Source organism: Holdemanella biformis DSM 3989 (assembly GCF_000156655.1).
Classification (GTDB): domain Bacteria; phylum Bacillota_I; class Bacilli_A; order Erysipelotrichales; family Erysipelotrichaceae; genus Holdemanella; species Holdemanella biformis.
Window position 1 is genome coordinate 19871 of sequence record NZ_DS996851.1, and the last position, 24693, is coordinate 44563.

At 32.3% G+C, this 24693-nt stretch carries 24 protein-coding genes and 7 tRNA genes; 17 read left to right on the forward strand and 14 right to left on the reverse strand.

Translation table 11 applies throughout. The features are described 5' to 3' along the window. The first annotated feature begins 299 nt into the window (after positions 1–299). From EUBIFOR_RS11410 to EUBIFOR_RS11430, 5 genes are all read left to right on the forward strand, one after another. The gene (locus EUBIFOR_RS11410; RefSeq protein WP_003866230.1) at positions 300–1001 is read left to right on the forward strand and encodes a LytR/AlgR family response regulator transcription factor; all 702 of its coding nucleotides are present in this window, start codon (positions 300–302) and stop codon (positions 999–1001) included. A 449-nt stretch (positions 1002–1450) separates the two neighbouring features. Then, positions 1451–2098: a hypothetical protein gene (locus EUBIFOR_RS11415; protein ID WP_147587433.1), complete on the forward strand. Its 648-nt coding sequence runs from the start codon at positions 1451–1453 to the stop codon at positions 2096–2098. A gap of 113 nt (positions 2099–2211) precedes the next feature. Then, positions 2212–2907: an ABC transporter ATP-binding protein gene (locus EUBIFOR_RS11420; protein ID WP_003866232.1), complete on the forward strand. Its 696-nt coding sequence runs from the start codon at positions 2212–2214 to the stop codon at positions 2905–2907. 28 nt (positions 2908–2935) lie between these two features. Next, positions 2936–3982 carry an ABC transporter permease gene (locus tag EUBIFOR_RS11425; protein WP_147587434.1) on the forward strand — a complete coding sequence of 349 codons (1047 nt, stop codon included), beginning with the start codon at positions 2936–2938 and terminating at the stop codon, positions 3980–3982. 10 nt (positions 3983–3992) lie between these two features. Continuing rightward, positions 3993–5279: a hypothetical protein gene (locus EUBIFOR_RS11430; RefSeq protein WP_003866234.1), complete on the forward strand. Its 1287-nt coding sequence runs from the start codon at positions 3993–3995 to the stop codon at positions 5277–5279. A 727-nt stretch (positions 5280–6006) separates the two neighbouring features. Here EUBIFOR_RS11430 and EUBIFOR_RS11435 read toward each other — a convergent pair. After that, on the reverse strand, positions 6007–7107 hold the full coding sequence (locus EUBIFOR_RS11435) for a M56 family metallopeptidase (protein WP_003866235.1): 1101 nt from the start codon (positions 7105–7107) through the stop codon (positions 6007–6009). Continuing rightward, on the reverse strand, positions 7104–7469 hold the full coding sequence (locus EUBIFOR_RS11440) for a BlaI/MecI/CopY family transcriptional regulator (RefSeq protein ID WP_147587435.1): 366 nt from the start codon (positions 7467–7469) through the stop codon (positions 7104–7106). The genes EUBIFOR_RS11435 and EUBIFOR_RS11440 overlap by 4 nt, the downstream gene beginning before the upstream one ends. A 783-nt stretch (positions 7470–8252) precedes the next feature. Here EUBIFOR_RS11440 and EUBIFOR_RS13040 point away from each other — a divergent pair. Next, entirely contained in the window at positions 8253–8417 is a 165-nt protein-coding gene (locus EUBIFOR_RS13040; RefSeq protein WP_167528787.1) for a hypothetical protein, read from the forward strand. A 121-nt stretch (positions 8418–8538) separates the two neighbouring features. Continuing rightward, a complete protein-coding gene (locus EUBIFOR_RS11455) occupies positions 8539–8754 on the forward strand; it encodes a hypothetical protein (RefSeq protein WP_003866239.1) in 216 nt (71 codons plus the stop codon). Between the two features lie 150 nt (positions 8755–8904). Here the strand turns inward: EUBIFOR_RS11455 and EUBIFOR_RS11460 are convergent. The 7 genes from EUBIFOR_RS11460 to EUBIFOR_RS11490 form a co-directional block, all read right to left on the reverse strand. Continuing rightward, positions 8905–8980, reverse strand: a tRNA-Phe gene (locus tag EUBIFOR_RS11460). Between the two features lie 3 nt (positions 8981–8983). Then, positions 8984–9060 (reverse strand) — tRNA-Met (locus EUBIFOR_RS11465). Positions 9061–9077: 17 nt separating this feature from the next. Then, a tRNA-Ser gene (locus tag EUBIFOR_RS11470) sits at positions 9078–9168 on the reverse strand. An 11-nt stretch (positions 9169–9179) separates the two neighbouring features. Then, positions 9180–9256 (reverse strand) — tRNA-Ile (locus tag EUBIFOR_RS11475). 13 nt (positions 9257–9269) lie between these two features. Beyond that, positions 9270–9346, reverse strand: a tRNA-Met gene (locus tag EUBIFOR_RS11480). Between the two features lie 16 nt (positions 9347–9362). Continuing rightward, positions 9363–9439, reverse strand: a tRNA-Pro gene (locus tag EUBIFOR_RS11485). A 22-nt stretch (positions 9440–9461) separates the two neighbouring features. Then, positions 9462–9538 (reverse strand) — tRNA-Arg (locus EUBIFOR_RS11490). A gap of 177 nt (positions 9539–9715) precedes the next feature. Between EUBIFOR_RS11490 and EUBIFOR_RS11495 the strand changes: the two genes are divergently transcribed. From EUBIFOR_RS11495 to EUBIFOR_RS11515, 5 genes are read left to right on the forward strand one after another with little or no spacing between them, the layout of a single operon-like run. Then, entirely contained in the window at positions 9716–10405 is a 690-nt protein-coding gene (locus EUBIFOR_RS11495; RefSeq protein ID WP_003866240.1) for an N-acetylmannosamine-6-phosphate 2-epimerase, read from the forward strand. A 2-nt stretch (positions 10406–10407) separates the two neighbouring features. Continuing rightward, entirely contained in the window at positions 10408–11796 is a 1389-nt protein-coding gene (locus tag EUBIFOR_RS11500; RefSeq protein ID WP_003866241.1) for a TldD/PmbA family protein, read from the forward strand. After that, positions 11789–13114 carry a TldD/PmbA family protein gene (locus EUBIFOR_RS11505; protein WP_003866242.1) on the forward strand — a complete coding sequence of 442 codons (1326 nt, stop codon included), beginning with the start codon at positions 11789–11791 and terminating at the stop codon, positions 13112–13114. Before EUBIFOR_RS11500 ends, EUBIFOR_RS11505 begins: the two co-directional genes overlap by 8 nt. Positions 13115–13116: 2 nt before the next feature. Then, a complete protein-coding gene (locus EUBIFOR_RS11510) occupies positions 13117–13890 on the forward strand; it encodes an enhanced serine sensitivity protein SseB C-terminal domain-containing protein (RefSeq protein ID WP_003866243.1) in 774 nt (257 codons plus the stop codon). 40 nt (positions 13891–13930) lie between these two features. After that, entirely contained in the window at positions 13931–15247 is a 1317-nt protein-coding gene (locus tag EUBIFOR_RS11515; RefSeq protein WP_003866244.1) for a CCA tRNA nucleotidyltransferase, read from the forward strand. Positions 15248–15263: 16 nt separating this feature from the next. On the opposite strand, the gene EUBIFOR_RS11520 is transcribed toward EUBIFOR_RS11515, so the two are convergent. Both EUBIFOR_RS11520 and EUBIFOR_RS11525 read right to left on the reverse strand, forming a co-directional pair. Then, positions 15264–16631 carry an MATE family efflux transporter gene (locus EUBIFOR_RS11520; protein ID WP_003866245.1) on the reverse strand — a complete coding sequence of 456 codons (1368 nt, stop codon included), beginning with the start codon at positions 16629–16631 and terminating at the stop codon, positions 15264–15266. Between the two features lies 1 nt (position 16632). Next, positions 16633–17064, reverse strand: coding sequence for a MarR family winged helix-turn-helix transcriptional regulator (locus tag EUBIFOR_RS11525; protein ID WP_003866246.1), 432 nt, complete (start codon positions 17062–17064; stop codon positions 16633–16635). Between the two features lie 146 nt (positions 17065–17210). On the opposite strand from EUBIFOR_RS11525, the gene feoB reads away from it, so the two are divergent. The 5 genes from feoB to bsh all read left to right on the forward strand — a co-directional run bounded on the left by feoB (position 17211) and on the right by bsh (position 22774). Next, positions 17211–19547, forward strand: a complete 2337-nt coding sequence (gene feoB / locus EUBIFOR_RS11530; RefSeq protein WP_003866247.1) for a ferrous iron transport protein B — start codon at positions 17211–17213, stop codon at positions 19545–19547. A gap of 75 nt (positions 19548–19622) precedes the next feature. Continuing rightward, on the forward strand, positions 19623–20441 hold the full coding sequence (locus EUBIFOR_RS11535) for a Cof-type HAD-IIB family hydrolase (protein WP_040466561.1): 819 nt from the start codon (positions 19623–19625) through the stop codon (positions 20439–20441). A 1-nt stretch (position 20442) separates the two neighbouring features. After that, entirely contained in the window at positions 20443–20991 is a 549-nt protein-coding gene (locus EUBIFOR_RS11540; protein ID WP_003866249.1) for a chromate transporter, read from the forward strand. Beyond that, the gene (locus EUBIFOR_RS11545; protein ID WP_003866250.1) at positions 20984–21532 is read left to right on the forward strand and encodes a chromate transporter; all 549 of its coding nucleotides are present in this window, start codon (positions 20984–20986) and stop codon (positions 21530–21532) included. The genes EUBIFOR_RS11540 and EUBIFOR_RS11545 overlap by 8 nt, the downstream gene beginning before the upstream one ends. 291 nt (positions 21533–21823) lie before the next feature. Beyond that, complete coding sequence (bsh, locus tag EUBIFOR_RS11550) at positions 21824–22774, forward strand: choloylglycine hydrolase (protein ID WP_003866251.1); 951 nt, start codon at positions 21824–21826, stop codon at positions 22772–22774. Positions 22775–22833: 59 nt separating this feature from the next. Here the strand turns inward: bsh and EUBIFOR_RS11555 are convergent, their stop codons facing one another. Genes EUBIFOR_RS11555 through EUBIFOR_RS11565 form a run of 3 tightly spaced genes read right to left on the reverse strand, consistent with a single transcriptional unit; the run spans position 22834 to position 24625 of the window. Continuing rightward, positions 22834–23739, reverse strand: a complete 906-nt coding sequence (locus EUBIFOR_RS11555) for a GNAT family N-acetyltransferase (RefSeq protein ID WP_003866252.1) — start codon at positions 23737–23739, stop codon at positions 22834–22836. After that, positions 23736–23993, reverse strand: a complete 258-nt coding sequence (locus EUBIFOR_RS11560; protein ID WP_003866253.1) for a hypothetical protein — start codon at positions 23991–23993, stop codon at positions 23736–23738. Before EUBIFOR_RS11560 ends, EUBIFOR_RS11555 begins: the two co-directional genes overlap by 4 nt. A 47-nt stretch (positions 23994–24040) precedes the next feature. Then, a complete protein-coding gene (locus EUBIFOR_RS11565) occupies positions 24041–24625 on the reverse strand; it encodes a YigZ family protein (RefSeq protein WP_040466574.1) in 585 nt (194 codons plus the stop codon). Positions 24626–24693 lie beyond the last annotated feature (68 nt).

Genomic DNA, 24693 nt, shown 5'->3' on the forward strand with positions numbered 1-24693 from the left:
AAACGTTTGGATGAAAACAATTACATATATGCTACCATGAAAAAAGAGTGCTATTTATAATGATAAAATAAAACTTATATCATTTTTATTAATAATCACAACAGTTATCACGTAAAAAAATAGATTATTCGATTAACAATAGTGTTGAAGTTAATGATGTCTATGCACCATTTCCAATTATTACAGTTAAACTGGCAACGATGCTAAATGGTTTTAACATAGGAAAGAATGTAGTTGAATATGTTATTTGTTAAGAATGTGTGGTAAAGTAATCTAAAACAGAAAGATAAGGATATTTAATGATTAATATTTTAATTTGTGACGATGAAATAAATGATGCCAATATTGCTAAAGCATGTATAGAGAACTTATTGAATCCAAAAAACATTGCTTATAATGTAGATGTATGTACGAATGCAACAGAGCTAATAGAGAAAAGTAAAAATGTTAATTTTCTCTTTTTGGATATGGAAATTAATGGAATTAGTGGAATAGATATGGGATTGAAGCTTAGAACGTTAAAAAATCAATGTCACATTATTATTACTTCGAATTATCAAAAATATTTATTGGATGGATATTCCATAAAGCCAGATCGGTATATACTAAAGCCTTATACGCAGGATCAATTTAATATGATTATGGAACCTGTATTCAATGAATATTTAAATGAAAATAGATATATTATGGATGAGAAGATTCCTGGAACAAAGATTTATATTAATGATATCTATTATTTGGAATACAGTAGAAAATACACCTACTTATATCTGCATAACAGGACGATTAAAACTCCTTATTCGTTAAGCTATTGGAAAAGCACTCTTTGCAACGAGACATTTGCACAATGCTATAAATCTATATTAGTAAATTTGAAAAAAATTAATTATGTAGATAAGCAAGATGTTATCTTACAAAATAATGTTAAACTTCCTGTTTCCAGATTCTACAAAAAGACTTTTGAAGAAGCTTGGATCAATGAAATGAGTAAATCTATATGACGTATTTTTTTCACACATGTTTATTGATGATCTTATTTACAATTTTTTCTATACAAGATAAAATCAAGCCAAACATAAAATCAATCGGCAAATTTATAATATTCACAATCATCATAGTGCTCTTTAATTATTTTATTTCAAACAGTCATTTATTATGGATATTTGCTTTAATAAATGTTGTTTTATACGGATCGTTTATTCAGTTTATTTTTCATAAGAACATAACCGATTCACTTTACTTGTCCATTTCATATTGGATATGCATTGAAATGGTAGATTTAATATTTCAATTTTGTAGAATCGATTATTTGAATTTGACAAGCAACTACTTGTTTATGTTTGTCCTAATTATAATTATGTATGTTCCCTATCTATATTTAGAGAAAGTTGAAAAAAAGATATGGATCTTTATATTGCCCATAACACTATGTTTCTTTATGATCTATATTTTGGAGAATGAAGATCTTTTTGAACGTATTTCAATGATTATATTAATTGGTTTGTTTATTTCGAACTTATTGTATTTATATTTTTTCTCATTTACTATCAAAAATATAGAGCTTCAAAACGAAAAAAACGAATTATATCGAAAATTGAAAATTGCTCAAAACAATTACAATAACACCTTTGATTTTCTACATGCATTGATACATGATAGTCATTCTATAGATATGTATTTCAAGAACAAAGAATATGAAAAAGCAGAGAATGTTTTTTGTGTAATGAAGAAAGAAATCATTGAAAAGTTCAATATCATCTATACTGGAAATACAGCTTTGAGCACGGCAATATGCAATATCAATCTTGGCAATACAACTATTCAGCATTTCGTTCAATGTAATACAGAAGAGTTTAATGACGCTGATTTGACTATATTTTTCATAAATATATTAAATAATCTGATAGAAGATAATGAACCGATAATATATGTATCCATAGTAGACATAGGTTTAAATAAAGCAATTTCAATTAAAACAAACCTAGCACATGACTTTTCAACTGTTGAAAGAGATAACCATAGATTCATAAAAAAATACAATTTAAAAGTAGACAAAGAAGAAAAAAAGATTACTTTCTTGCATCTTAATCCCAAATAACAACCACATGATACCGTGTGGTTGTTTTACTTTATTTTCTAGGTTAAAGTGAAAACAAAAATAAGAAGGAAGAGGTAAAGTTTGAATATGTTTTGTTTCAAACATGTATTATTATGAAAGCACTTAGTATTAAACACTTAAATAAGAATAAGATCTTGAACGATATAAATCTAGACATAGAAGCAGGAGAAATAGTGGCTTTGGTAGGTCCAAATGGTTCTGGAAAATCAACATTAATGAAATGTATAATGGGATTTTCAAATATAGATAATGGCGAAATCTGGATTTTTGATTCTCTTAATAATAAGAATGCATTAAAAGATGTAGCTTGCAGCATTGAATATCCACCATTATATCCTGATTTAAATGGATTGGATCATTTTAAATTGATCTCTCAATTAAATAATATCAATGAGCAGCAGATGAACAACTATATAGAGTTTTCTGGCTTAAAAGAAAGACTTAAGAAAAAAACAAAGTATTATTCTGTAGGAATGAAACAGATGTTGATTTTATCCTTAGTTATTATGCAAAAGCCGAGGTTGTTGGTCTTAGATGAACCCTTTAATGGGTTAGACTTACAAACTAAGAAAAGAGTCATAGATGAACTGGAAAACTTGAACAAACAAGGGACAACAATATTATGGTCATCCCATGAAATCAATCAATTAAGAGAAATGAGTGATAGATATATCTTTATTAATTGTGGAAAAATCGTTGGGCATATGCAGAATGAAAGAAAGTATAAAGCGGTGAATCACGAGGATCCTTTGGAACAATACTACTTTGAGGTATGTAAAAATGTTTAATTTTCTAAAATTTGAAATTAGAGGTTTCATGTCAAAAAAAGTACTCTGTAATATTGCACTATGTGCTTTGTTGCTGTTTTGTGGCTGTGTCAAAACAAACAAAGAATATTTGAAGTTAAAAAACGGAAGAATAGAAAATTTACAGATAATGAAAGTTGATGAACAGAATCATATCAACATATTGAAATACGATTTGAGTCAACAATATGATAAGGAAAAAGAAAAAGAATTGCAGTATTGGTATATTCAAATTGATTATACAGATGCATTGGAAAATGTCTATGTAAAGAATGATGATCTAGAAATATTGAAAAAAAGAATTCAAAGAAACAAACATATCTTATATGGGTTGAACAAAAATTATTTGAGTCCATTTACAGATTCTTTTGTACCTAATAAAAAAAGCTTAAAATCTGATATTGCGATGGATGAATTTAATTTGAAAAACAACCAATTGGATGTGGTTGATCAACAAAAACCAACATTTTGTTTTTACTTGAAAAATATACAATGTAAATCAATATTTACTGCTGTTATTTTTCTGCTAATTCTTCTTATTAACGCAGACATATGGAGTAAGGAATTTTCAAGTACAAAACCATATCAATACATATTTTCATATCCATTAAAACGAAAATGTATTTTACTAATACGAAATATGTTTTATTGCATAATCTCTTTGTTGTTGGTTGTATCTTTTACTGCTGTTCTTTGTTTTGTTGGATATATTCAATATGGTTATGGAGGACATTTATTTATCCTAACAAATGGTTCATTTCTAGAAATCATACAAGTCCTATTAAAAAGCTTTTTAATTTTTATGTTGAGTCTACTAATGTATGTTCAATTTATACAGCTAGTATCTCTGGTTTTAAAAGATGAGATTATTACCTGGTTTGCCGTGATTGTAATATTATTGGTTTCTTGCTTTGTGATAACAGGTTGGAATCCTTTCTCATATATTCTTTCTTTCGACATTAATTTTTATTACGAAAAGACGCTTGTTTTATTTTTCATAAATCTACTTATACCTTTTATAAGTTGTGTCTTTATAGAAAATATGGATTTTGAATAGGAGATTCAATATGATTAAACATCAAGTAATCGCAATCTTAAAAATGAGAATTACTAAGATATTCTTACTGTTATTGATTACGTTAAATCTGATATCTTTTATCAGTTTAAATAATCAGAATACAGATTTTGAGAATGATGTAAATAACAAAGTTCAAGAAACGATTGCGTTAAAACAGAAATTTAAAAGTCTTAGAATTGTATACCAATATGAAGCAGATGAAGATTGGAATAATTTCTTTTCTTATTTGGATTGGAAAATAAATCGCTTAGAAAACTTAGCTGGCCAAGATTCTATCGACGCATATTTTAAATGCTTATTAGAAATATCCAGTGTCGACATCGATTGTTATGCAAACGATAGAGTTGGGGATTTTCATTTTAAAAGTATTAAGCCAAAAAAATATAATCAAAAAAAGTATGAGTTTGATAGAAATACATTAAATACTGTTTTTGCCAAAGCAAACACATCTAATTTTATACATCAACTCTATGTTAATGAAGTTTCTCATATGAAATTAATGTATCAAAGAGTATACGAAAATTCTTTTCTAGATAAATCCTCGTTATTAGGTTATTTGCTGAATAATCTGAAAGCAGATTCTATCCTATCTTTTTTGATGCCAGTTTTGATTATTATATTCACTATAACTGTTTTAAACGTATATCAAGACAATAATTTACATCAACTCCTCATGCTCCAATCTAGAAAAAGATATTTGTTTAATATAGTCTTATCTGTATTTATTTGTCTAGGAATTATTTATTGCCTTTCATTTTTTGCGATTGGTATTGCTCTTCTGAAAAATCATCAATTTACTAAGATAGATACAAAAATATTGGTTGACCAGGTCAATATTTTCAAGTTTAACAGTTATGTTCATGGTGTAGAAAAAATGTATTATATGGGAAACGAATACTTTGCTTCTGCTGATACGCTGTTTACTATACCTGAATGCTTAAGTTTAATGCCAATATGGAAAGTCTTATCTCTTTTAGGAATCATGAATATAATAAAAACACTGTTTTATACTTCGACTACAACATTAATATTCTTATGCACACGAAAAAAGAAGAATTTTAAAACTGTGTGTATAGCATCCTTTATTATTACTTATTGCATTTCGCAATTTGGATTGTTGTTTCCATGTGTAAATCCATTGGCAATTGTTTCTTCATTTAGCCTTATTTGCGGAGGATATGAAATAACATGGTTGTATGGAATGATAGAGCTAACTCTTTATACACTGTTGTTGTATTTGTTTATACGCAAAAGAATAAGAAAGGTTGATTTTTAAAATGATTAATATTTTTTTGTGATTTTTATTTAAAAGAGTGAATGAATTCGCTTCTATTAATAACACTGAATATAACTTTAATGTAGGAATATGCTTTAGATAAGGCATAAAAAAAGCACCTGGCAAATGCTAGGTGCATTCTTTGACAAATGGTGGTCTTAGTCGGAATTGAAAAGCGAATTTGTTTAGAGTGGATTATATTGGTATTTCTGCTTTATATAAAGGTGCAATAATTCAAGAAAATGCATAAAATCCTATAGTTTTTATCTTTTTTTGGAAATTTTTTATAAAATTTTGCAGTTAATTTAGTATGAAATGGATTGTGATTATCTGATGGATTTACCTTTCAAAGAAAGTTATAAATTGAATGCATATGATTAAAAAATAAAAAGGTATCCAAGACTCCGTTGTTTAAAGACGGAGAGGGATACCAATTTGAATATATACATAAGCAGTAAACTTATGTCAATTCCCACCTATACAAAGATATTAAAAGACTATTTTAAATTTACTAATAAGGAATCCAATGGTATTCAACCCATTTATTCAATGTTTGATTCCATAATCTTTTATACAATCTTCCGTTTATATCTTTGAATTAACAGACCAGTTTCTCTTTGTATGGAAATATCTGTAGTGACTTCAGTTTCATTTGCTAAAACAGGTGTTATTATGTTCATTGATATAATCAATACTAACATAATCATTATTTTTTTTCATAAATTATTTACTCCTCTATAATCGGAACATCCTTAAAACATTCAATTTTTGGATTTGATATTTCAACACGCATTTTGCCAAATACTAATTCATATGTTCCATCTTTATGTTTAATAATATATCCCTTATCTATATCTGATTGATCATACATATCTTCATTGTTTGGAGGTTCAAATGCAGACTCCAAAATAATGCTGTTTGTAAGTAATGGAAGAGCTAATACGGCGATCATTAGAATTTTGCTCGTTTTTTTTCGATACATTCCATCCATTAAATAATTTATACGATATTCTAATACATGTGCATTATCTTGAATCATAAAATGTGTAGATTGTCCCTTGAATTCATTTTTACTTTGAATGTTTTTTTTGATTTCTATAAGTGTATACATATATTTCATTACTTCCTCTTTAGAAAATGGATTTGTTGTTTGATAGTCTACACGCATTTCCAAAAATAAATCAATTTTGTCTCTTAATCTATATACTGGAATAAACCACCAATACATGATAACTAATAGATTGATAATTTGTTTAGTGTACACATCATGATTTTTAATGTGCCATGTTTCATGAAGTAATATATTTTTTAAATTTTCTTGTGAAAGATATACGTCTGGTATCAATATAGTTTTATTAAAGCCCATGACCATAGGGGAAGAAACATAGTTTGTTTTTAACACCACATAATTTTCTTCTTGATAGTTATTAATAAAATCTTTTATATGATAATGTTCTGAATGGTTTTCAATACGTTTGTACATGTCTTTAGTAATTTGAATTGCGCGAATCCATTTAATCAGATTCCATATAATACCTAATGCCCAAACCAATAATAAGGATTGATATACTTGCACATTTGCATAAATTTTATATTGTAACAGCACAATGATTGGATTCATGATCGTGGGCACTATAATGGTTTTAGTAAATTTGAATTCAAGTGGCACAAACATTCTTAATACGACAACAACAATTAACACTGTTATAAAATCTGTCCGAAATAATTTATAACTTTTCTTGTATGAAAGTAATATGTCTAACATAAGAATCAATAAAAAACTGATGCACAAAGTAATGAAAAGAGATGATGCAGAAAATCGCATCATTTTAACTCTTTCTCTTTTTCTTGAATCAAATTCTTTAATTGTTCAATCATCTCTAAATCATTTGTGTGTTCAACAAAATAAGCTGAAATTTTTGCGCGTGTATCTTCACCAATAAATGAATTCACATATTGAGCTTCGGATATAACTGGTCTATATAATCTTGTGATTGCCTTCTTGTTCTGTCCAATTCCTGCTACTTTGATATATTTTATCTCCAATAATTTTTGTAGCGTTTGCTGAATCGTATTGATACTCAAATCTTTGGAAGCTAATTTAATATCATTTGCAGACATTGCAATATCATGCTTCCATAAAATATCCATGATCTCATTTTCCTTCTTAGTAAATTGAATGTATTTCATGTAAGTTCCTCCGTCTAAATTCATTATAGCAACTCGTATGTATTTACACAAAAACTTTCATAAATAATATCATTTATTGATTTTAACACTCTTTATAAAAATAACGATTGTGTTTTTCTAAATTTTATATTATATTTGAATTAGAGATAGCGCTATCTATAAAAGAACAAAATATATGAAAATAGTAATTAGTTATTTTGCTTACTTGTTACTGTACATGCATGTTATTCCAAAATATGCAAAAGAATCCATATTTAAAATGAAATACTAAATCAGATTATAGGAGGATGTTCTAAAGATGAGATGCGAAAATTTATCGAAAAGACTAAATAGATATACAATATTATTTTTAATAATGGATTTGATTATACTTTTAATTGATTTATTCAGTTGTCATAATCACACTAAATTTTTGTTTCTCATATTGACAATATTCATTATTAATTGTTTATTTTTCGATTTCTGTAAAAAACACGTTGCTTATACCAAAATATCAATATTTTATATTTGGCAATTTACGGATGAAAATGCGATTTTTGGATATATAAAGTTATTGCTCTTGATTCTGATTAGTATTTGTTACTTTGCTTTTTATGATTATAGTGTTGTACCGATGATAATCTTAGCACTTAGTGGTATTGGTATTATGTTAATTGTGATGAAGAGTAGATTAAAATTTAGAAAATTATGACTTCAATAAATAATTCGAGCAGTCATATTTACAAAATCGTAATTAGTTTGTTTTGGCTGATGTTATTACGATAATGAATGGAGGTATGGTATATGACAGACGAGCAGAAAAAGATGATTGAAAAATTGAATGAAGACAATCGAAAGTTAAATGATGTGAACAAAGGAATGAAAGACTATGCTAAATACAAATTAGTTGTTGGTATTCTCGTAGTTACTATAATAATTGTCTTATTTTTTGTTCAGCGTAATACCTGATTTAATGATGGGGAAAACAGTAGAAATAGGTGGAGAAGCGAATAATTTGGAGGTTGTAGTATGGCAATGTAACCATTCAAGCGAGATAATATTATTTAAAATAAGAAAGAGGGTGTAAAAAATGAAAAAATATTTGGATACATTTTTAGTGATCATAGGATTATTGATTATTGTTGGGACAGTAATCTGTTATTTATTCTATAATTTAAATCCAACTACAATGTATGCCATCTGTGGAATTGTTTTAGTGATAATGGTTTTATTACTATATATTAGAAACTATAAGAACAATCATTATGGTGGCAAATTCAAAAATGATTTTCCTGATGCACATTAATCCGATTATTATGATTCTTTTGTATAATTTTAGATTTCTCAATAAAAGAGTATCACTTGTTGCGGTGATACTCTTTCGTAACTTTGGTTTAAGTAGAAAATAAGGCATAAAAAAAGCACCTGGCAAATGCTAGGTGCAATCTTTGACAAATGGTGGTCTCAGTCGGAATCGAACCAACGACACAAGGATTTTCAGTCCTTTGCTCTACCAACTGAGCTATGAGACCACATGGTTGCGGGAGAAGGATTTGAACCAACGACCTCCGGGTTATGAGCCCGACGAGCTACCAGACTGCTCTATCCCGCGATGTGAATTAATTAAGATGGCGCAGAAGCTGGGATTCGAACCCAGGCGCCGCTCGCACGACCTACCGGTTTTCAAGACCGGACCCTTCAGCCACTTGGGTACTTCTGCATATGTATAATTGGTGGACCCTGTAGGACTCGAACCTACGACCCGCCGGTTATGAGCCGGATGCTCTGACCAACTGAGCTAAGGGTCCAAGTTAAACTCGTTGGTGGCTGGAGTGAGACTCGAACTCACGACCTTCCGGGTATGAACCGGATGCTCTAGCCAACTAAGCTACCCAGCCGAATTAAATAAAATAATGGTCGGGATGACAGGATTTGAACCTGCGACCCCTTGATCCCAAATCAAGTGCACTACCAAGCTGTGCTACATCCCGATATTTTTAGAAAAAAAATAAATGGCGCGCCCAGCAGGAATCGAACCCACAACCTTTTGATCCGTAGTCAAACGCTCTATCCAGTTGAGCTATGGGCGCATTTATTTCAACTGAGCTTTTGTGTCTCGCTCAGTGCCCATTAAATATACCATCACTTTAAAATGATTGCAAGCACTTTTTTAAAATTTTTTTAATTTTTTTTAATTTCGTGTTTTTACACCTATATACGTAGTATAATTACCTATATATATAAGTAAGAAGAAGGAGATTTAAATCATGAGTAACATTGAATCAGTAAAAGGACACTTAATCGTATCATGTCAGGCACTTCCAGATGAACCTTTACATTCATCTTTTATTATGGGACGTATGGCTAGAGCGGCTAAATGGGGTGGCGCTAAAGGTATTCGTGCTAATACTGTAGAGGATATTAATGAAATTCAAAAAGAAGTTGATTTACCAGTTATTGGAATTATTAAACGAGTATATGGGGACTGTCCAGTATTTATTACACCTACAATGAAAGAAATCGATGAATTGATTGAAGGTGCACATCCAGAAATCGTTGCCTTAGATGCAACTTGTCGTGTTCGTCCAGATGGAAGAACTTTAGATGAATTGTATGCTGATATTCGTGCTAAGTATCCAGAACAAAAATTAATGGCAGACTGCTCTACATTAGAAGAGTGCCTTCATGCAGCCCAATTAGGCTTTGATTTTGTAGGAACAACATTAGTTGGATATACAGAAGAAAGTAAGGGCGATAAAGTTGAAACGAATGATTTTGAGTTAATGCGTAAATATTTAGAACAATCAAACGTACCAATGATTGCTGAAGGAAATATTGATACACCAGAAAAAGCACGCCGTGTATTAGAACTTGGATGCTTTAGTGTTGTAGTAGGATCTATAATTACTCGTCCTCAATTAATCACAAAACGATTTGTAGATTGCATTGAGGGATAAGTATGTTAAAGAAGGAACAATTAGAAAAATTATTAGAACGTTGTATGGCTTCTTCTTGTGATTTTGCCGAAATCTTTGAAGAAGAAGGTACAACCGAATCTTTATCCATGTTAAATGGAAAATTAGAAGATACGAACGTATTGATTCGTGCTGGTATTGGAATTCGTCTATATAAAGGTGTGCAATCTGTATATGGATACACAAATGAAACAAGTGAAGAATCATTAAATGCCTTAGTGGATGATTTGCGTGGTGGATTTGGCATAGAATCTAAATCTGTATCGATCTCTTTGGTTGAAGAAACTCATGAAAATCTTCATCCAATCAAAGAAAATCCTGTCAAAGCTTCATTAGAAACGAAAGTTGCCTTAATGGTACGTGCAAGTGATGCGGCTAAGGCATATTCAGATAAAATTCAAAAAGTATCTGTAGGGTTGGCAAGTGTATGCCAAAATGTACAAATTTCAAATAGTGAAGGAAGACTTGTACACGATACAAGAATTCGTTGTCGTATGTCTGTATCCTCTTTTGCACAGGATGGTCAAAACTTACAATCTGGCTATGAAGCACCAGGTGCAAGTAAAGGCTTAGAATTCTTTGAAGAAAGAACTCCAGAATCTATTGGACAAGAAGCAAGTCGCATTGCCTTAGTATTATTAGAAGCGAAAGATTGTCCATCGGGAAAAATGCCAGTTATTATTGATAATGGCTTTGGCGGTGTTATTTTCCATGAAGCTTGTGGACATGCCCTAGAAGCAAGTTCAGTCAGTAAACATCAGAGTGTATTCTGTAATAAATTAGGTCAAAAAGTCGCAAGTGATAAAGTTACAGCTATTGATGATGGCACAATTCCAAATGCGTGGGGCTCACAAAATGTAGACGATGAGGGAAATCCCCAACAAAAACGTGTATTAATTGAGAATGGTATTTTAAAGAGTTATATGATAGACCGCTTGAATGGTCGAAGAATGGGACTGGAATCGACTTCAAGTTCACGTCGTCAATCTTATAAATTTGAAACAACTTCGCGTATGACAAATACATATATTGCGGCTGGAAATGATGATTTTGATGAAATGTTTGAAGGAATCAAGCGAGGACTATACGCAAAGAAAATGGGTGGTGGAAGTGTAAATCCACAAACCGGAGAATTTAACTTTGCCGTATTAGAAGGTTATTTAATTGAAGATGGCAAGATTTCTTATCCAGTAAAAGGGGCTTCTTTAATTGGTAATGGTGCAGATATCCTATTTAATATTGATCGCGTGGGTAAAAATTTAGAGCGCGGACAAGGTATGTGTGGCTCTAGTTCGGGTTCGATTCCTACAGATGTAGGTCAACCGGCCATTCGTGTTTCACAAATTACAGTAGGAGGTACGGCCAATGAATAAACAATTATGGATTGAGAAAGCACTTGGCCTAGGTATTCAGGAATTTGAAATCTATCAATCTACAACGGTTGAAAAAGAAATGACTTGGTTTCAAGGACAAATGGACACTTTAGTATCCAGCAAAGTGACAGGTACAAGTATTCGTGGAATTGTAGATGGAAAAATAGCCAATATGGCATTGGAAGAAATAGACGATTCTATGTGTGAAACTGTTTTAAAATCATTGATTGAACAAGCACATATTATTTCAAATGAAGAAACCGATTCATTAAGAAAACCAGAGGCAATTGAGTACGTAAAAAAAGATGTGACTTGGAATATGGCGAGTACAGAATATGTGAAGGATATTCTTAAAGGCTTAGAAACTAAGATTTTAGCCTATGATCCACGTGTCATTCAAGTTGGATATTTAGGCTATAGCCAAGGCAGCGGAAGTCGCAGTATTGTGAATAGCTTAGGCATGGACGTGCAAGATGCTGATGAAATGCAGTACATTGTTGCCAGTGTTGTCGTTAAAGAAGAGGAAGAAATCAAAGATGCTAGTTTAGTTGAAGTTGTATATGACTTTGAAAAGTATGATTTGGATTCATTTGTATGCCGTGTTTGCGATAAGGCTTTAAATAAATTAAAGGCTACACCAATTCCAAGCTGTACATGTCCAGTCATCTTTGAAAAGGATGCGATGACATCTTTATTTGCCGCCTTTACTGGTTTATTTAATGGGGAATTAATGTATAAGGGAATTTCACCTTTAAAAGATAAGTTTAACGAACAAATTTTCTCTGAACAAATCACAATTATTGATGATCCAAAGAATACGGATTGTCTAAGTATTGCCAATTTTGATGATGAGGGATGTCCAACTTCTTCAAAAACGTTGGTGGATCACGGAAAATATGTTATGATGCTTCATGACACAAGAAGTGCCAATCGAATGCATACAAAGAGTACAGGAAATGGTTTTAAATCGGGCTATGCATCTAGCGTAAGTGTACAGCCAATGAATTGTTACATTGTACCTGGAAATGATAGTTTTGAGGATTTATGTACAAAAATCAAAGACGGCTTTGTCGTACAGAATTTAGCTGGACTTCATGCTGGACTTGATTTTGTTTCTACAAACTTCTCACTACAATGCTCAGGCTTCTGGGTAAAGGATGGTAAAAGAGATAAGAATGTTACCTTGGTTACCGTCGCAAATAATTTCTTAAATATGATGAAACACGTAATTAGTGTGGGTAACGATTTAGATTGGAGTTATCACCAGGTTGTAAGTCCAAGTATCGCTTTTGCTGAGTGCACGATTTCAGGGGAATAATTATGGTAAAAGAATTTAAAAATGAAAAACTACAAGAAACATTAATTGTATTTAATAGAGAAAAAACAGATTCAGCATTTAGAAACTTGTTGGATGCGTTTGTTTCGACTAATTTTCTAATTCCAGCACAATGGGATAAAGATCCTTCTCGCAATGAAAAGGGAGTCTTAGTCTTTGAACCAAATACACAATTCCAATTGTCTTTGATTCAAAATGATAAGGGAGATAGTTTCTTTCCGGTCTTCTCAAGTATGGATCAATTGAAAAAATGGGATCAAGATAGTGAAATCCATTCCTTGGTTATGACTTATAATCAATATATGCCATTTGTGAAGATGGCATTGAATCAGATTCATGGCATTGTGATCGATCCATTTGGAGCGAATGTTTTATTAGACTGTAACTTATTGGTTGAACTTGATAAAAGTCGTGGTTCACAAGTGAGTGAAAATCCAATTCATAAAGGAGATAGTTTAAAGCTTCGTGATCCTATTTCAAGTGTAACAGAACTTCAAAGAGCTATCTGTGAATTTGGGGACTCTCATCCAGACATTCTTTCTATTTATTTGAAAGAAAGAATTGTCAAAGATCAGCCTAGCCACTGGTTCTTAGTTGTGGATATGATCAATGATGATAAACAAACAATTCAGGATTTAGGAAACTTCTGTACGCCTGTAAGTTATGGAAAAGGTTTTGAATTTATGTTTGGAAGTATGGAACTTGCCAAAAAAATCATGGCGGATACAATTCCAACATATGTAAAGGTTACAAAGTAATTAGGTGCAATTCAGCACCTTTTTCTTATATAATAGAAGTATGAAATTACCTGAATATATATTAGAAATCATTCAAAAAATAAATGATATTGGATATGAAGCATATGTGGTAGGTGGATGTGTACGTGATTATTTACTAGATCGCCCAATTCATGATTATGATATTTGTACAAGCGCTAAACCCGAAGTGATATTAAATCTATTTGATCGAAGTGTGGGAACAGGACTCAAACATGGAACGGTAACGGTTTTATCGAATTCACCCGTTGAAATCACAACCTTTCGTTTAGAGAGTGAATACAAGGATCATCGTCATCCAGATAGTGTGAAATATGTTTCTACAATTGAAGAAGATTTATCAAGACGTGATTTTACTGTGAATGCGATGGCTTATCATCCAAATCGTGGCTTGATTGATCCGTATAAAGGACAATTTGATCTTAAAGCGAAAGTCATTCGATGTGTGGGTAATCCAGATCGAAGATTTAATGAAGATGCTCTAAGAATGTTGCGTGCTTATCGTTTTTGTGCAAAACTTGGCTTTTCTATGGATGAAACAGTAAAAAAATCCATCGATACAAATGCAACTTTGATTCAATATGTATCGATAGAAAGAATCGTACATGAATTAAAAGAAATCATGGAAACAAATCCACAAGTATTGGCGAGTATGACACTTCTTTTAAAGCCCGTATTTAATGAGTTAGATTTGGCATTGAGGTGTAGTCAAAACTCAATCTATCACTATACCGATGTTTTGCATCATACTTTAGATGCGATGTGTTATTTAAAACCATATGATGAAACTTTGGCTTTTGTGTTATTATTCCACGATTTAGGCAAAATACAAGTAAAGACAACCGATTCGAATGGAAAGGATCATTTTAAGCATCATGCGAAGGTAGGAAGTGAATTATCTAAAGAGCTTTGTCGACGTTTTAAACTTACAAATGAACAAAGAAAGTGGATTCCATTCTATGTCTTACATCATGATGATAAATTTACTTGTGATTTAGATTGTATTTATAAGTATCGCGTTACATATCATTTGGATGAAGAACACTTATTGAACTTACTTCAAATACGCTATTGTGATGCGATGGCCCATTCTGAATTAGGGCAAAAATCAGCTAAAGATGTAGAATTGTTCTATGATTATTACATCCAAAATAGAAATCGCTGTATGAGTATATCTCAACTTGCATTGAATGGAAAAGATATTATAGAAGCGACAAATTTAAGAGGAAAACAGATTCAAGAAGCTTTGAATATGTGTTTAAAATACGCTTTTTATCATCCTGAAAAAAATCATAAAATAGACTTGATTGAGTATATAAGAAAAGAGTTATCGCTTTGATAACTCTTCTTTTTGCTTAGTTCATTTGGGCTAGTGTCTTTTTAAAGTTTTTAATAAATAACGTTACTGTTGTGCTTACCGCAATAAAGTCTGCGATAGGTTCTGCAACAAATACCGCAAAGATATGATTGGATAAGATGTTTGGTAAGATAAAAATCAATGGAATCAATACGATGATTTTTCTAAAGATAGCTAAGAAAACGGAAATCTTGGCATTTCCAAACGCAATGAATGTTTGTTGGCAAGAAATCTGAAGTCCCATCAATAAGACGCATGCCATATAGATACGAATGGCCCAGCTTGCCATTGCCATTAAGTCTGGATCGTTTGTGAAAATAGAAATAAATACTTGAGGAAATAATTCCACTAAAAGCCAGATAATACTTGCGTATGTGAAACAACATAGTGTTTGAAGTAAAAAGCCTTTTTTTACACGATCTGCATTTTTGGCACCAAAGTTATAACTGATGATGGGTTGTCCACCTTGCGTTAAACCTTGAAGTGGCATCATCGCAAACTGCATAACACTTGTAAGAATGGTCATACTTCCAATCGCAACGTCCCCTCCAAATTTAGATAATTGCATATTAAAACATAAAGAAATCAAGCTTTCTGTTGACTGCATCACAAAAGGTGCGATACCTAAAGCTAAACTTGGGAATAATAAACTTGGAACAATTTTAAAATTCTCTTTCTTTAATTTAAGAACCGTCTGTTTACCACTCAAGAAATGAATAACCCAGATTGCACTGATGGCTTGCGAAATAATGGTAGCTAGTGCAGCACCTTTTACGCCCATATTGAATCCAAAGATAAAGATAGGGTCTAAAATAATGTTTAAGATAGCTCCAATTAAAACGGTCATCATACTTGTTTTTGAGAAACCTTGACAAGAAATAAAGGCATTCATTCCGAGTGTCATTTGGACAAAAATGGTTCCTAAGGCATAAATACTCATATATTGTTTGGCATATACAATTGTTTGTGAACTTGCCTGGAATAATTGTAGTAATGGGGTTTGAAAAGCTAATAAACATACAGTTAGAGTTAATGAAATCACAATCAATGCGATAAAACAGTTTCCCATGATTTTTTCAGCCGTTGGATTATCTTGTTTACCCATATATATACTAGCTCTTGGAGCACCTCCCATACCAACTAAACACGCAAAGGCGGATACAATCATTATAATTGGAAGACAAACGCCTACGCCTGTTAGGGCAGTAGCCCCTACATCTTGAATGTGACCAATATACATGCGGTCAACCACGTTATAGAGTAAGTTAACAATTTGACTTAAGATGGCTGGTACTGCCAACATAAAGAGTAACTTACCAACTTTTTCATGCCCTAAATCCACTTCGGACGCTGTTGTAAACTTCATTTTAATTCGCTCCTTCTATTTTTTCATTCATTTTATTCATTGTCTCAATCATACATTGAATATCTTTTGTGGGAATATCCTTGAATAAAACTTGATTGATTTTATCAATCTCAATAGAGATTTTTTCTAATACAGGAATCGCTTCTTTTGTTAATTCAATATAAGAAATCCTTCTATTTTCTGAAACTTTCTTCATTGTGATCAATCCCTTTTGTTGCAAACTCGTTACGCTTCGAGAAACCAAAGCTTTTGAAACACCGAGTACAACACGAAGCTGTGTGCTTGTCGTAATGGATGTGTTGTTTTGTAGTAAAATCAGAATCGAAATTTCATTTGGGGAAAAAGTGTATTCTGAAAATCGATCTTTGATTTGTTTGCCGTAATATTCACGCAAGCGATTGGATAAACGTAAAAATTCTTCTATAGTCAACATAGGCCCTCCTAATGTTCACTTGTGAACAGTTCAATTGTAAACAAATGAGTGAAGCTTGTCAATAAATTATAAAAAAACAAGTGGTTAGAATTGACTTACTTGATAATAATGCATATATAATAATGACTGATTAGGGAGGGATATGCATGACGTTAAAAGAACTAAAAATAGGACAGAGTGCATTGATTAAGGCCGTTGGAGGAACGGGTGCATTAAGACAACACTTTCTAGATATGGGAGTCATACCTGGAGCTGAGGTTACAGTAGTAAAGTTTGCGCCTATGGGCGATCCAGTGGAACTGCAAATTCATGGTTATGAATTGTCGCTTCGTTTAGATGAAGCTGAAAAAATATTGGTTGAATTAATTGATGAGAGAACACGAAAGCATGAGAGTGCAGAAAATATAAATAACACCGTTCACCCTGGTTTAGGTGAAGATGGTAAATATCATGTAAAGGCAGATGAACATCCTTTGCCAGAAGGAACATGTTTGACATATGCCTTGGTAGGAAATCAAAACTGTGGAAAAACCACTTTGTTTAACCAACTCACGGGATCGAATCAGCATGTAGGAAATTTTCCGGGTGTAACCGTCGATCGAAAGGATGGTCCAATCAAAGGGTATCCAAATACAATGGTGACAGATTTACCGGGTATTTATTCGATGTCACCTTATACGAGTGAAGAAATTGTATCGCGTAATTTTGTGTTAAATGATAAGCCTAAAGCTATCATTAATATTGTAGATGCTACAAATATTGAGCGAAACCTGTATTTGACTATGCAACTTTTAGAAATGAATATTCCGATGGTTGTTGCACTTAATATGATGGATGAAGTGGCCAACAATCAAGGTTCGATTGATATCAATGGTATGGAGGCTATGCTTGGTGTACCAGTTATACCTATTTCTGCAGCTAAAAACCAAGGTGTTGATGAATTGATTGAACATGCGATTCATATTGCGAAATATCAGGAAAGACCAGGTCGTTTAGATTTTTGTGGGGAAGATGATTTCGGTGGAGCCGTTCACCGTTGTATACATTCCATCTGTCATTTGATTGAAGATCATGCCAAAAAGACAGATATTCCTTTGCGTTTTGCGGCTAGTAAAATTATTGAAGGCGATAATTTGATTCTTGATCGTTTGGATTTAGATGATAACGAAAAAGAAATGATTGAACACATTGTGCTTCAAATGGAAAAAGAGCGTGGACTCGATCATAGTGCGGCCATTGCCGATATGCGTTTTTCTTTTATTGAAAAAGTTTGTGAACAAACCGTTGTTAAGCCTAAAGAAAGTAAAGAGCGTGTTCGAAGTGAAAAAATTGACCGCGTTTTAACGGGTAAATATACTGCAATTCCTATGTTTATTGGAATTATGTTACTTGTATTTTATCTAACATTTAATGTAGTTGGAGCATGGCTTCAAGGATTATTAGAACTAGGTATTGATTGGATCACACAAGTAGTGGATGCATGGATGACAAGTGCTCACGTAAGCTATGCTGTACACAGTTTAGTGATTGATGGTATCTTTGCGGGTGTAGGTTCTGTCTTATCTTTCTTACCAATCATTGTGACACTATTCTTCTTTTTATCTATGATGGAAGATAGTGGATATATTGCACGTGTAGCCTTCTTTATGGATAAAATATTAAGAAAAATTGGATTATCAGGAAGAAGTATCGTTCCTTTATTGATTGGATTTGGATGTACAGTACCAGCCGTTATGTCAACACGTACTTTGCCTAGTGAAAGAGATCGTAAGATGACGATTTTGTTGACGCCATTTATGTCTTGTACTGCAAAATTACCTATTTATGCCTTTTTTGTGAATGCATTCTTTCCAAAGCAAGGTGGTCTAGTAATGACAGGACTTTATGTTTTGGGCATTGTTACAGGTGTTTTAATCGCATTCTTATTTAAAAACACTTTATTTAAAGGGGAAGCTGTTCCATTTGTGATGGAACTTCCAAACTATCGTTTGCCTGGATTAAAGAATGTGAGTCAATTGTTGTGGGAAAAGGCGAAGGATTTCTTACAAAAAGCCTTTACGGTTATTTTTGTGGCAACCGTACTTGTGTGGTTCCTACAAAGCTTTAATTTACAATTCGATATGGTCAAAGATTCAAGCCAAAGTATTTTGGCAATGATTGCCGGATGGATTGCTCCTGTATTTGCGCCATTAGGACTTCAAGATTGGCGTATTGTGACATCGTTGATTAGTGGGTTAATGGCTAAGGAAAGTGTTGTTTCTACACTACAAGTATTATTTGTAGGTGGTGTACATAGTGCATTAACTACACTATCAGCTGCATCGTTACTTGTATTCTGCTTGATTTATTCACCATGTGTTGCGGCTATCGCATCTATTAAACGAGAACTCGGTGCAAGATGGGCAATTGGTGTAGTGGCATGGCAATGTGTACTTGCATGGATTTTAGCCTTTATTGTTCATGTGATTGGTTCTGTATTATAAGTAGCTTTAATGCTACTTTTTTTTTGAAAGAAGATGTTTTATAATTTTTTCATATCTAAGGGAGGATGTTTACTTATGTATAAGTTAATTGCGTGTGATTTAGATGAAACTTTGATCAAACCTGATCGAACAATTGATTCTAGAGATATTGAGGCCATTAAAAAATTGAAAGACTTAGGGGTTAAATTTGTATTGGCTACAGGAAGAGGCTATAACACAGTGCAGGGTACATTAAAGGAATTGGATCTTTTTGATGAAGCCAATCAATATGTGATTTCATATAATGGTGGGGCTATTACGGAAAATAAAGACAATCGACTTTTACATTTTGAAGGTATTTCTTTTGAGAAAGCTGAAGAATTATATAAGCGTGGATTAAAGTATGATGTAGTCATTCATGTATATACGCGTGATGCGGTATATGCATATAACTTAACGGAAGATGAAAAAAGATATGTGCAGAATCGTCAGGAAATGATTGAGATATTTGATCAGAATCTTGATTTTTTAAAGGGGCAAGAAATTGTAAAAGTATTATATACAAATACAGATTTTGAGTATCTTCAAAGTATTGATCGTGATCTAAAGGATATTACGTATGATATGGATGTTTCTTATTCAAGTAATCGTTATATTGAATTTAATCATAAGGGTGTAAATAAGGGGGCTGGACTAAAAAAACTAGCCGATCTATTACATATTGATATTCAGGATACGATTGCGATTGGGGATAACTATAACGATTTATCTATGATCAAGGATGCTGGTTTAGGTGTGGGAGTACAAAATGCTGCACCTGGTATTAAACCAGATTGTGACTATATCACAACGGCTACTTGTGAAGAAGGTGCTGTTTGTGAAGTTATTGAAAAATTTGTATTAAAAGGAGAGTAAGATGAAGAAACTCATTCAATTATATGTTTCTTGGTTTAAGATGGGTCTATTTACTTTTGGTGGTGGATATGCCATGTTGCCAATGATTCAAAAGGAAGTGATTGAAAAGTATCATTGGGCTACAGAAGATGAAGTCATGGATTATTATGCGATTGGTCAATGTACACCCGGCGTTATTGCGGTCAATACATCGACTTTCATTGGATACTATCAAGCTGGTATTCCAGGAGCGATTGCAGCTACTCTAGGTGTAGTTACTCCATCTATTATCATTATTAGTATAATTGCAGGTTTGATCACAAACTTTTCAAGTTTAGCCATTGTACAACATGCACTAAATGGAATTCGTGTAGCTGTATGTATGTTGATGATCAATGCGGTATTGAAACTAGGTAAGGGTAATATTAAAAATAAGATTGGTTTCTTGATTTTTGCGGTGGCTCTTATTTTTGCGATGTTTACTAAAGTTTCTACGGTGTTACTTGTGATTGGTGCTGGTATAGCTGGAGTTATCTTCTCTAGAATAGGATGGTTAAAGAAAAATGACTAAATTGTTACTCATGTTTTTAGAATTTTTCAAGACTGGACTATTTGCGGTAGGAGGAGGTCTTGCGACCATTCCTTTCTTAAGAGAGATTGGGGTTCGTTATGGCTGGTATACTATGAGTGATCTATCTACAATGATTGCGGTTAGTGAATCTACACCAGGCCCTATGGGTGTAAACATGGCTAGTTATGTAGGTTTTAGTCAATATGGTGTATTAGGTTCGATTATAGTAACACTTGGTTTGATTTTACCAAGTTTGATTATTATTTGTATCATTGCGAATTTCTTAGAGAAATTTAAAGAGGCAGAGCTTGTTCAACAAATCTTTGCCGGATTAAAACCTGCTGTAGTTGCCTTTATTGCCGTGGCTACCATTGATATTTTGGTGACAACTTTATTTGGTGATTATACTTTCTCCACATTTCATTGGAAGCAATTTATTTGTCTATTCATATTGTTGGCATTGAGTAAGTATAAACCTAAATTACATCCAATCTGGTTTATTGTAGCTAGTGCAGTGATAGGAATTGTATTTGCGTTTTAAGTCATAGGGAAACTTATGACTTTTTTCTTTTAGGTAAAATAAAAAGCAATGTCCGGGCTTGACATTGCTTTAGGGAGAGGAAAATTATTAAGATAAAAGTGTATCTTGAGTTTATAGGGTTGAATAATTTTCCAAAGGGTTAATCATAAGATAAGGCATTTCTTATGATACTTAAAATATATATTTTTTTGGTACTTAACGCAATGAACACATATTTTGATTTGTACATTATTATGTGTGTAATCTTTTTGTAGTTTGTGTTAAGCTACTAAGTAGAAGGAGATGATTTTAATGTGTACCGCATTAAGCTTTAATCAGTTTTTTGGAAGGAATTTAGATTATGAATTTTCATATGGAGAACAAGTAGCTGTTACGCCACGCAATTATGATTTTCATTTTAGACATTTAGATAAACATGAAAGTCACTATGCTTTGATTGGTATGGCCCATGTATTTGAAGAGTATCCATTATATTATGATGCCATGAATGAGAAAGGCTTGGGAATGGCTGGATTAAACTTTGTTGGGAATGCTAAGTTTTATGAAGTCAAGGAAGGCAAGAACAATGTGGCTGCCTTTGAATTTATTCCTTGGATCCTATCGCAATGTGCAAGTGTTAAAGAGGCAAGAGTCGTATTAGAAAATACAAATGTTTGTGCCACACCATTTAATGAACGCTTTCCAGTAGCTGAATTACACTATATGATCAGTGATGAAAATGAAAGTATTGTCGTTGAGTGTATGGAAGATGGTATGCATGTATATGATAATCCTACGCATGTTTTGACAAATAATCCGTCATTACCTATGCAGTTATTTCGTTTGAATGATTATATGTATTTATCAAATAAACAACCTGAAAATAATTTTGGCTTGGATTTAACTGCCTATTCACGTGGATTTGGAGCTATGGGACTTCCTGGAGACTTATCGAGTGGATCTAGATTTGTGCGTGTAGCTTATACAAGAGCAAATGCGACAAGTGACAAGAATGATTTAAATCAATATTTCCACATTATTGGTAGTGTCGAGCAACAAAAAGGTCTTTGTGAAGTAGAACCAGGAAAGTATGAATATACGATTTATACTTCTTGTTGCGACTTAAGAAATGGAATTTACTATTATACGACATACAATAATCATCAAATTAGTGGTGTAAATATGTTTAATGAAAATTTGGATAGTGAAGTACTTATTTCGTATCCAATACTTGAAGAAGAAATGATTCATATGCAGAATTAATTTTTTGATGACATGAACTTTTATAGGTTATGTTTTGTTTAAAAGAGAAGAAAGAAAGCCTACTGGAAATGGTTCCATGTAGGCTTTTCTAATAGTTCATAAGCTGCTTTTGCATTTCTAACGTTTGTGTTTGAAAATTTATCAAATAATTTATAATTGTTTAATCTGACCATTAATTTTTTATCCATTCTTGGAAAGTGAAAAGGAAATAATTTATCGAATCTTTCACTTTCACTGATTAGAATGGATGTTACTTCATTGTTTATGGATATATAGCTTAAAAGATCTTGAATGGCTTGTGAGTCAAAATAAATTAAAGTTTCGACATGGGCTTGTTTATCTTTTGTGGAATATATCGCAAATCCTTTTGGCTGTTTATCTTCATTTGTGATTGTGACAATGGATTTTCCTAAATTTTGATGGTATTGAATAAGTTGATCGAATTCATCTTCGCTTAATAGAATGCTGCCATCAAAATACTGCATAAATTGGAAATATAATGGGTATAAATTCTCTGCTTTTTGCTTGATGTGGAATGGGTTTCCACTTCTGCATAGTGGAGCTCCAATCCAATATTCTTTTGTGTTTGAAATATGCTGAAAGCTTTTGGCTTCAAATAATTTTGGCATATTTGTATATGTGATGGTTAATAAATCGTTATAGGTAGCTTGTGAGATGGCGGCATCTAATAAGTAAGAAAATTGTTTTCTTTGTCTATAATCAGGTAAAGTTGCAGCCATACCAATCACAGATACACGTATTTGTCGATCCAAAAACATCATCGTTCTTTTTGTGACTTGAAGACAGGAAGTAATCTTATCATCCTGCCAGAAGCAGAACATGTGTTGTGGATTATATTGATATTTCATCCAGACATCAACTTCATTTTCATTCATATTGAAGGCAGATTTAATCAATAAGTCTTTGATTTGTGCATCATAACCAACACTGTTGTGACAAATCATTGTTCATCTCCATCATCTTCATGTTCCGTATATTCAACATCAATAGCTCCATGTTTTGGTGCTGATTTTGGTTGTTCGTTTTGGTTTTGCGTACTATTGTAAGTGTGAACATGTACATGTCTTCTTTGTGTGAATAGGGAAATGATCCAGAAGACAATGATGATTGGTAAAATAATTGGAAGTAGCCAACTTGCTAACGTCCAAAAAATAAAGATGACTACGAAAAATGCTATAAGGGTAAGAATACTATCCATAAATGTACCTCGCTTTTCTAAAGTATATCATATTCATTGTGCGTAAATTAAATTACGCATTCGGTTTCAATGTCTTGTATATATTGAATTTTTATTTTTCCATTTGTAAGTTCCATTAAATCTTTAGAAATATCGTCTTGAACAAGAAAATGATAGACAACATCTTCTTCATATTGTTGTTCAATGACTTCAATATTTTGTGTTCTAAAGTAATGGTCAACCTTTCCAATCAAATCATAAGAAAAATGAATTTGATATTCTTGAAGGGTTGTAACCGTTGTTAGGGTTGCCGCTTTTAAAGCTTCAGAAACACTTGAACTATAGGCTCTTACAAGTCCTCCAGTTCCAAGCTTGATTCCTCCGAAATAGCGTACTACAACGGCTAGAATATCTTGCATATCATTATGCATTAAAACATCTAACATGGGATGACCTGCGGTTTGGCTTGGTTCACCATCGTCGTTAGATCGCATAATGTTTCCAATGATCATAGCTGTACAATGATGATTGGCATTGGGATGTTCTTTTTTTATAGCTTTTAAAAAATCCTTGGCCTCTTGTTCATCTTGCGTTCTATGAAGATAGGTAATAAATTTACTTTTTTTAATTTCTATTGTATTTATTACAGTCATTTTGTAATTCTTGGCATAGTTGTATTGTAACAAAAAATTGCTGTATTCTACAAGTTTAGTAACAAAGG

Excerpts from the sequence above, each read along its gene's own strand:
- EUBIFOR_RS11420 (WP_003866232.1), top strand. The coding sequence starts at position 2,212 with ATGAAAGCACTTAGTATTAAACACTTAAATAAGAATAAGATCTTGAAC.
- EUBIFOR_RS11510 (WP_003866243.1), top strand. The coding sequence starts at position 13,117 with ATGGTAAAAGAATTTAAAAATGAAAAACTACAAGAAACATTAATTGTA.
- EUBIFOR_RS11430 (WP_003866234.1), top strand. The coding sequence starts at position 3,993 with ATGATTAAACATCAAGTAATCGCAATCTTAAAAATGAGAATTACTAAG.
- EUBIFOR_RS11425 (WP_147587434.1), top strand. The coding sequence starts at position 2,936 with ATGTCAAAAAAAGTACTCTGTAATATTGCACTATGTGCTTTGTTGCTG.
- EUBIFOR_RS11440 (WP_147587435.1), bottom strand. The coding sequence starts at position 7,469 with ATGAAATACATTCAATTTACTAAGAAGGAAAATGAGATCATGGATATT.
- EUBIFOR_RS11545 (WP_003866250.1), top strand. The coding sequence starts at position 20,984 with ATGACTAAATTGTTACTCATGTTTTTAGAATTTTTCAAGACTGGACTA.
- EUBIFOR_RS11495 (WP_003866240.1), top strand. The coding sequence starts at position 9,716 with ATGAGTAACATTGAATCAGTAAAAGGACACTTAATCGTATCATGTCAG.
- EUBIFOR_RS11555 (WP_003866252.1), bottom strand. The coding sequence starts at position 23,739 with ATGATTTGTCACAACAGTGTTGGTTATGATGCACAAATCAAAGACTTA.
- EUBIFOR_RS11515 (WP_003866244.1), top strand. The coding sequence starts at position 13,931 with ATGAAATTACCTGAATATATATTAGAAATCATTCAAAAAATAAATGAT.
- EUBIFOR_RS11505 (WP_003866242.1), top strand. The coding sequence starts at position 11,789 with ATGAATAAACAATTATGGATTGAGAAAGCACTTGGCCTAGGTATTCAG.
- EUBIFOR_RS11500 (WP_003866241.1), top strand. The coding sequence starts at position 10,408 with ATGTTAAAGAAGGAACAATTAGAAAAATTATTAGAACGTTGTATGGCT.
- EUBIFOR_RS11520 (WP_003866245.1), bottom strand. The coding sequence starts at position 16,631 with ATGAAGTTTACAACAGCGTCCGAAGTGGATTTAGGGCATGAAAAAGTT.
- EUBIFOR_RS13040 (WP_167528787.1), top strand. The coding sequence starts at position 8,253 with ATGACAGACGAGCAGAAAAAGATGATTGAAAAATTGAATGAAGACAAT.
- EUBIFOR_RS11435 (WP_003866235.1), bottom strand. The coding sequence starts at position 7,107 with ATGATGCGATTTTCTGCATCATCTCTTTTCATTACTTTGTGCATCAGT.
- EUBIFOR_RS11560 (WP_003866253.1), bottom strand. The coding sequence starts at position 23,993 with ATGGATAGTATTCTTACCCTTATAGCATTTTTCGTAGTCATCTTTATT.
- EUBIFOR_RS11565 (WP_040466574.1), bottom strand. The coding sequence starts at position 24,625 with ATGACTGTAATAAATACAATAGAAATTAAAAAAAGTAAATTTATTACC.
- feoB (WP_003866247.1), top strand. The coding sequence starts at position 17,211 with ATGACGTTAAAAGAACTAAAAATAGGACAGAGTGCATTGATTAAGGCC.
- EUBIFOR_RS11535 (WP_040466561.1), top strand. The coding sequence starts at position 19,623 with ATGTATAAGTTAATTGCGTGTGATTTAGATGAAACTTTGATCAAACCT.
- EUBIFOR_RS11540 (WP_003866249.1), top strand. The coding sequence starts at position 20,443 with ATGAAGAAACTCATTCAATTATATGTTTCTTGGTTTAAGATGGGTCTA.
- bsh (WP_003866251.1), top strand. The coding sequence starts at position 21,824 with ATGTGTACCGCATTAAGCTTTAATCAGTTTTTTGGAAGGAATTTAGAT.
- EUBIFOR_RS11410 (WP_003866230.1), top strand. The coding sequence starts at position 300 with ATGATTAATATTTTAATTTGTGACGATGAAATAAATGATGCCAATATT.
- EUBIFOR_RS11525 (WP_003866246.1), bottom strand. The coding sequence starts at position 17,064 with ATGTTGACTATAGAAGAATTTTTACGTTTATCCAATCGCTTGCGTGAA.
- EUBIFOR_RS11455 (WP_003866239.1), top strand. The coding sequence starts at position 8,539 with ATGAAAAAATATTTGGATACATTTTTAGTGATCATAGGATTATTGATT.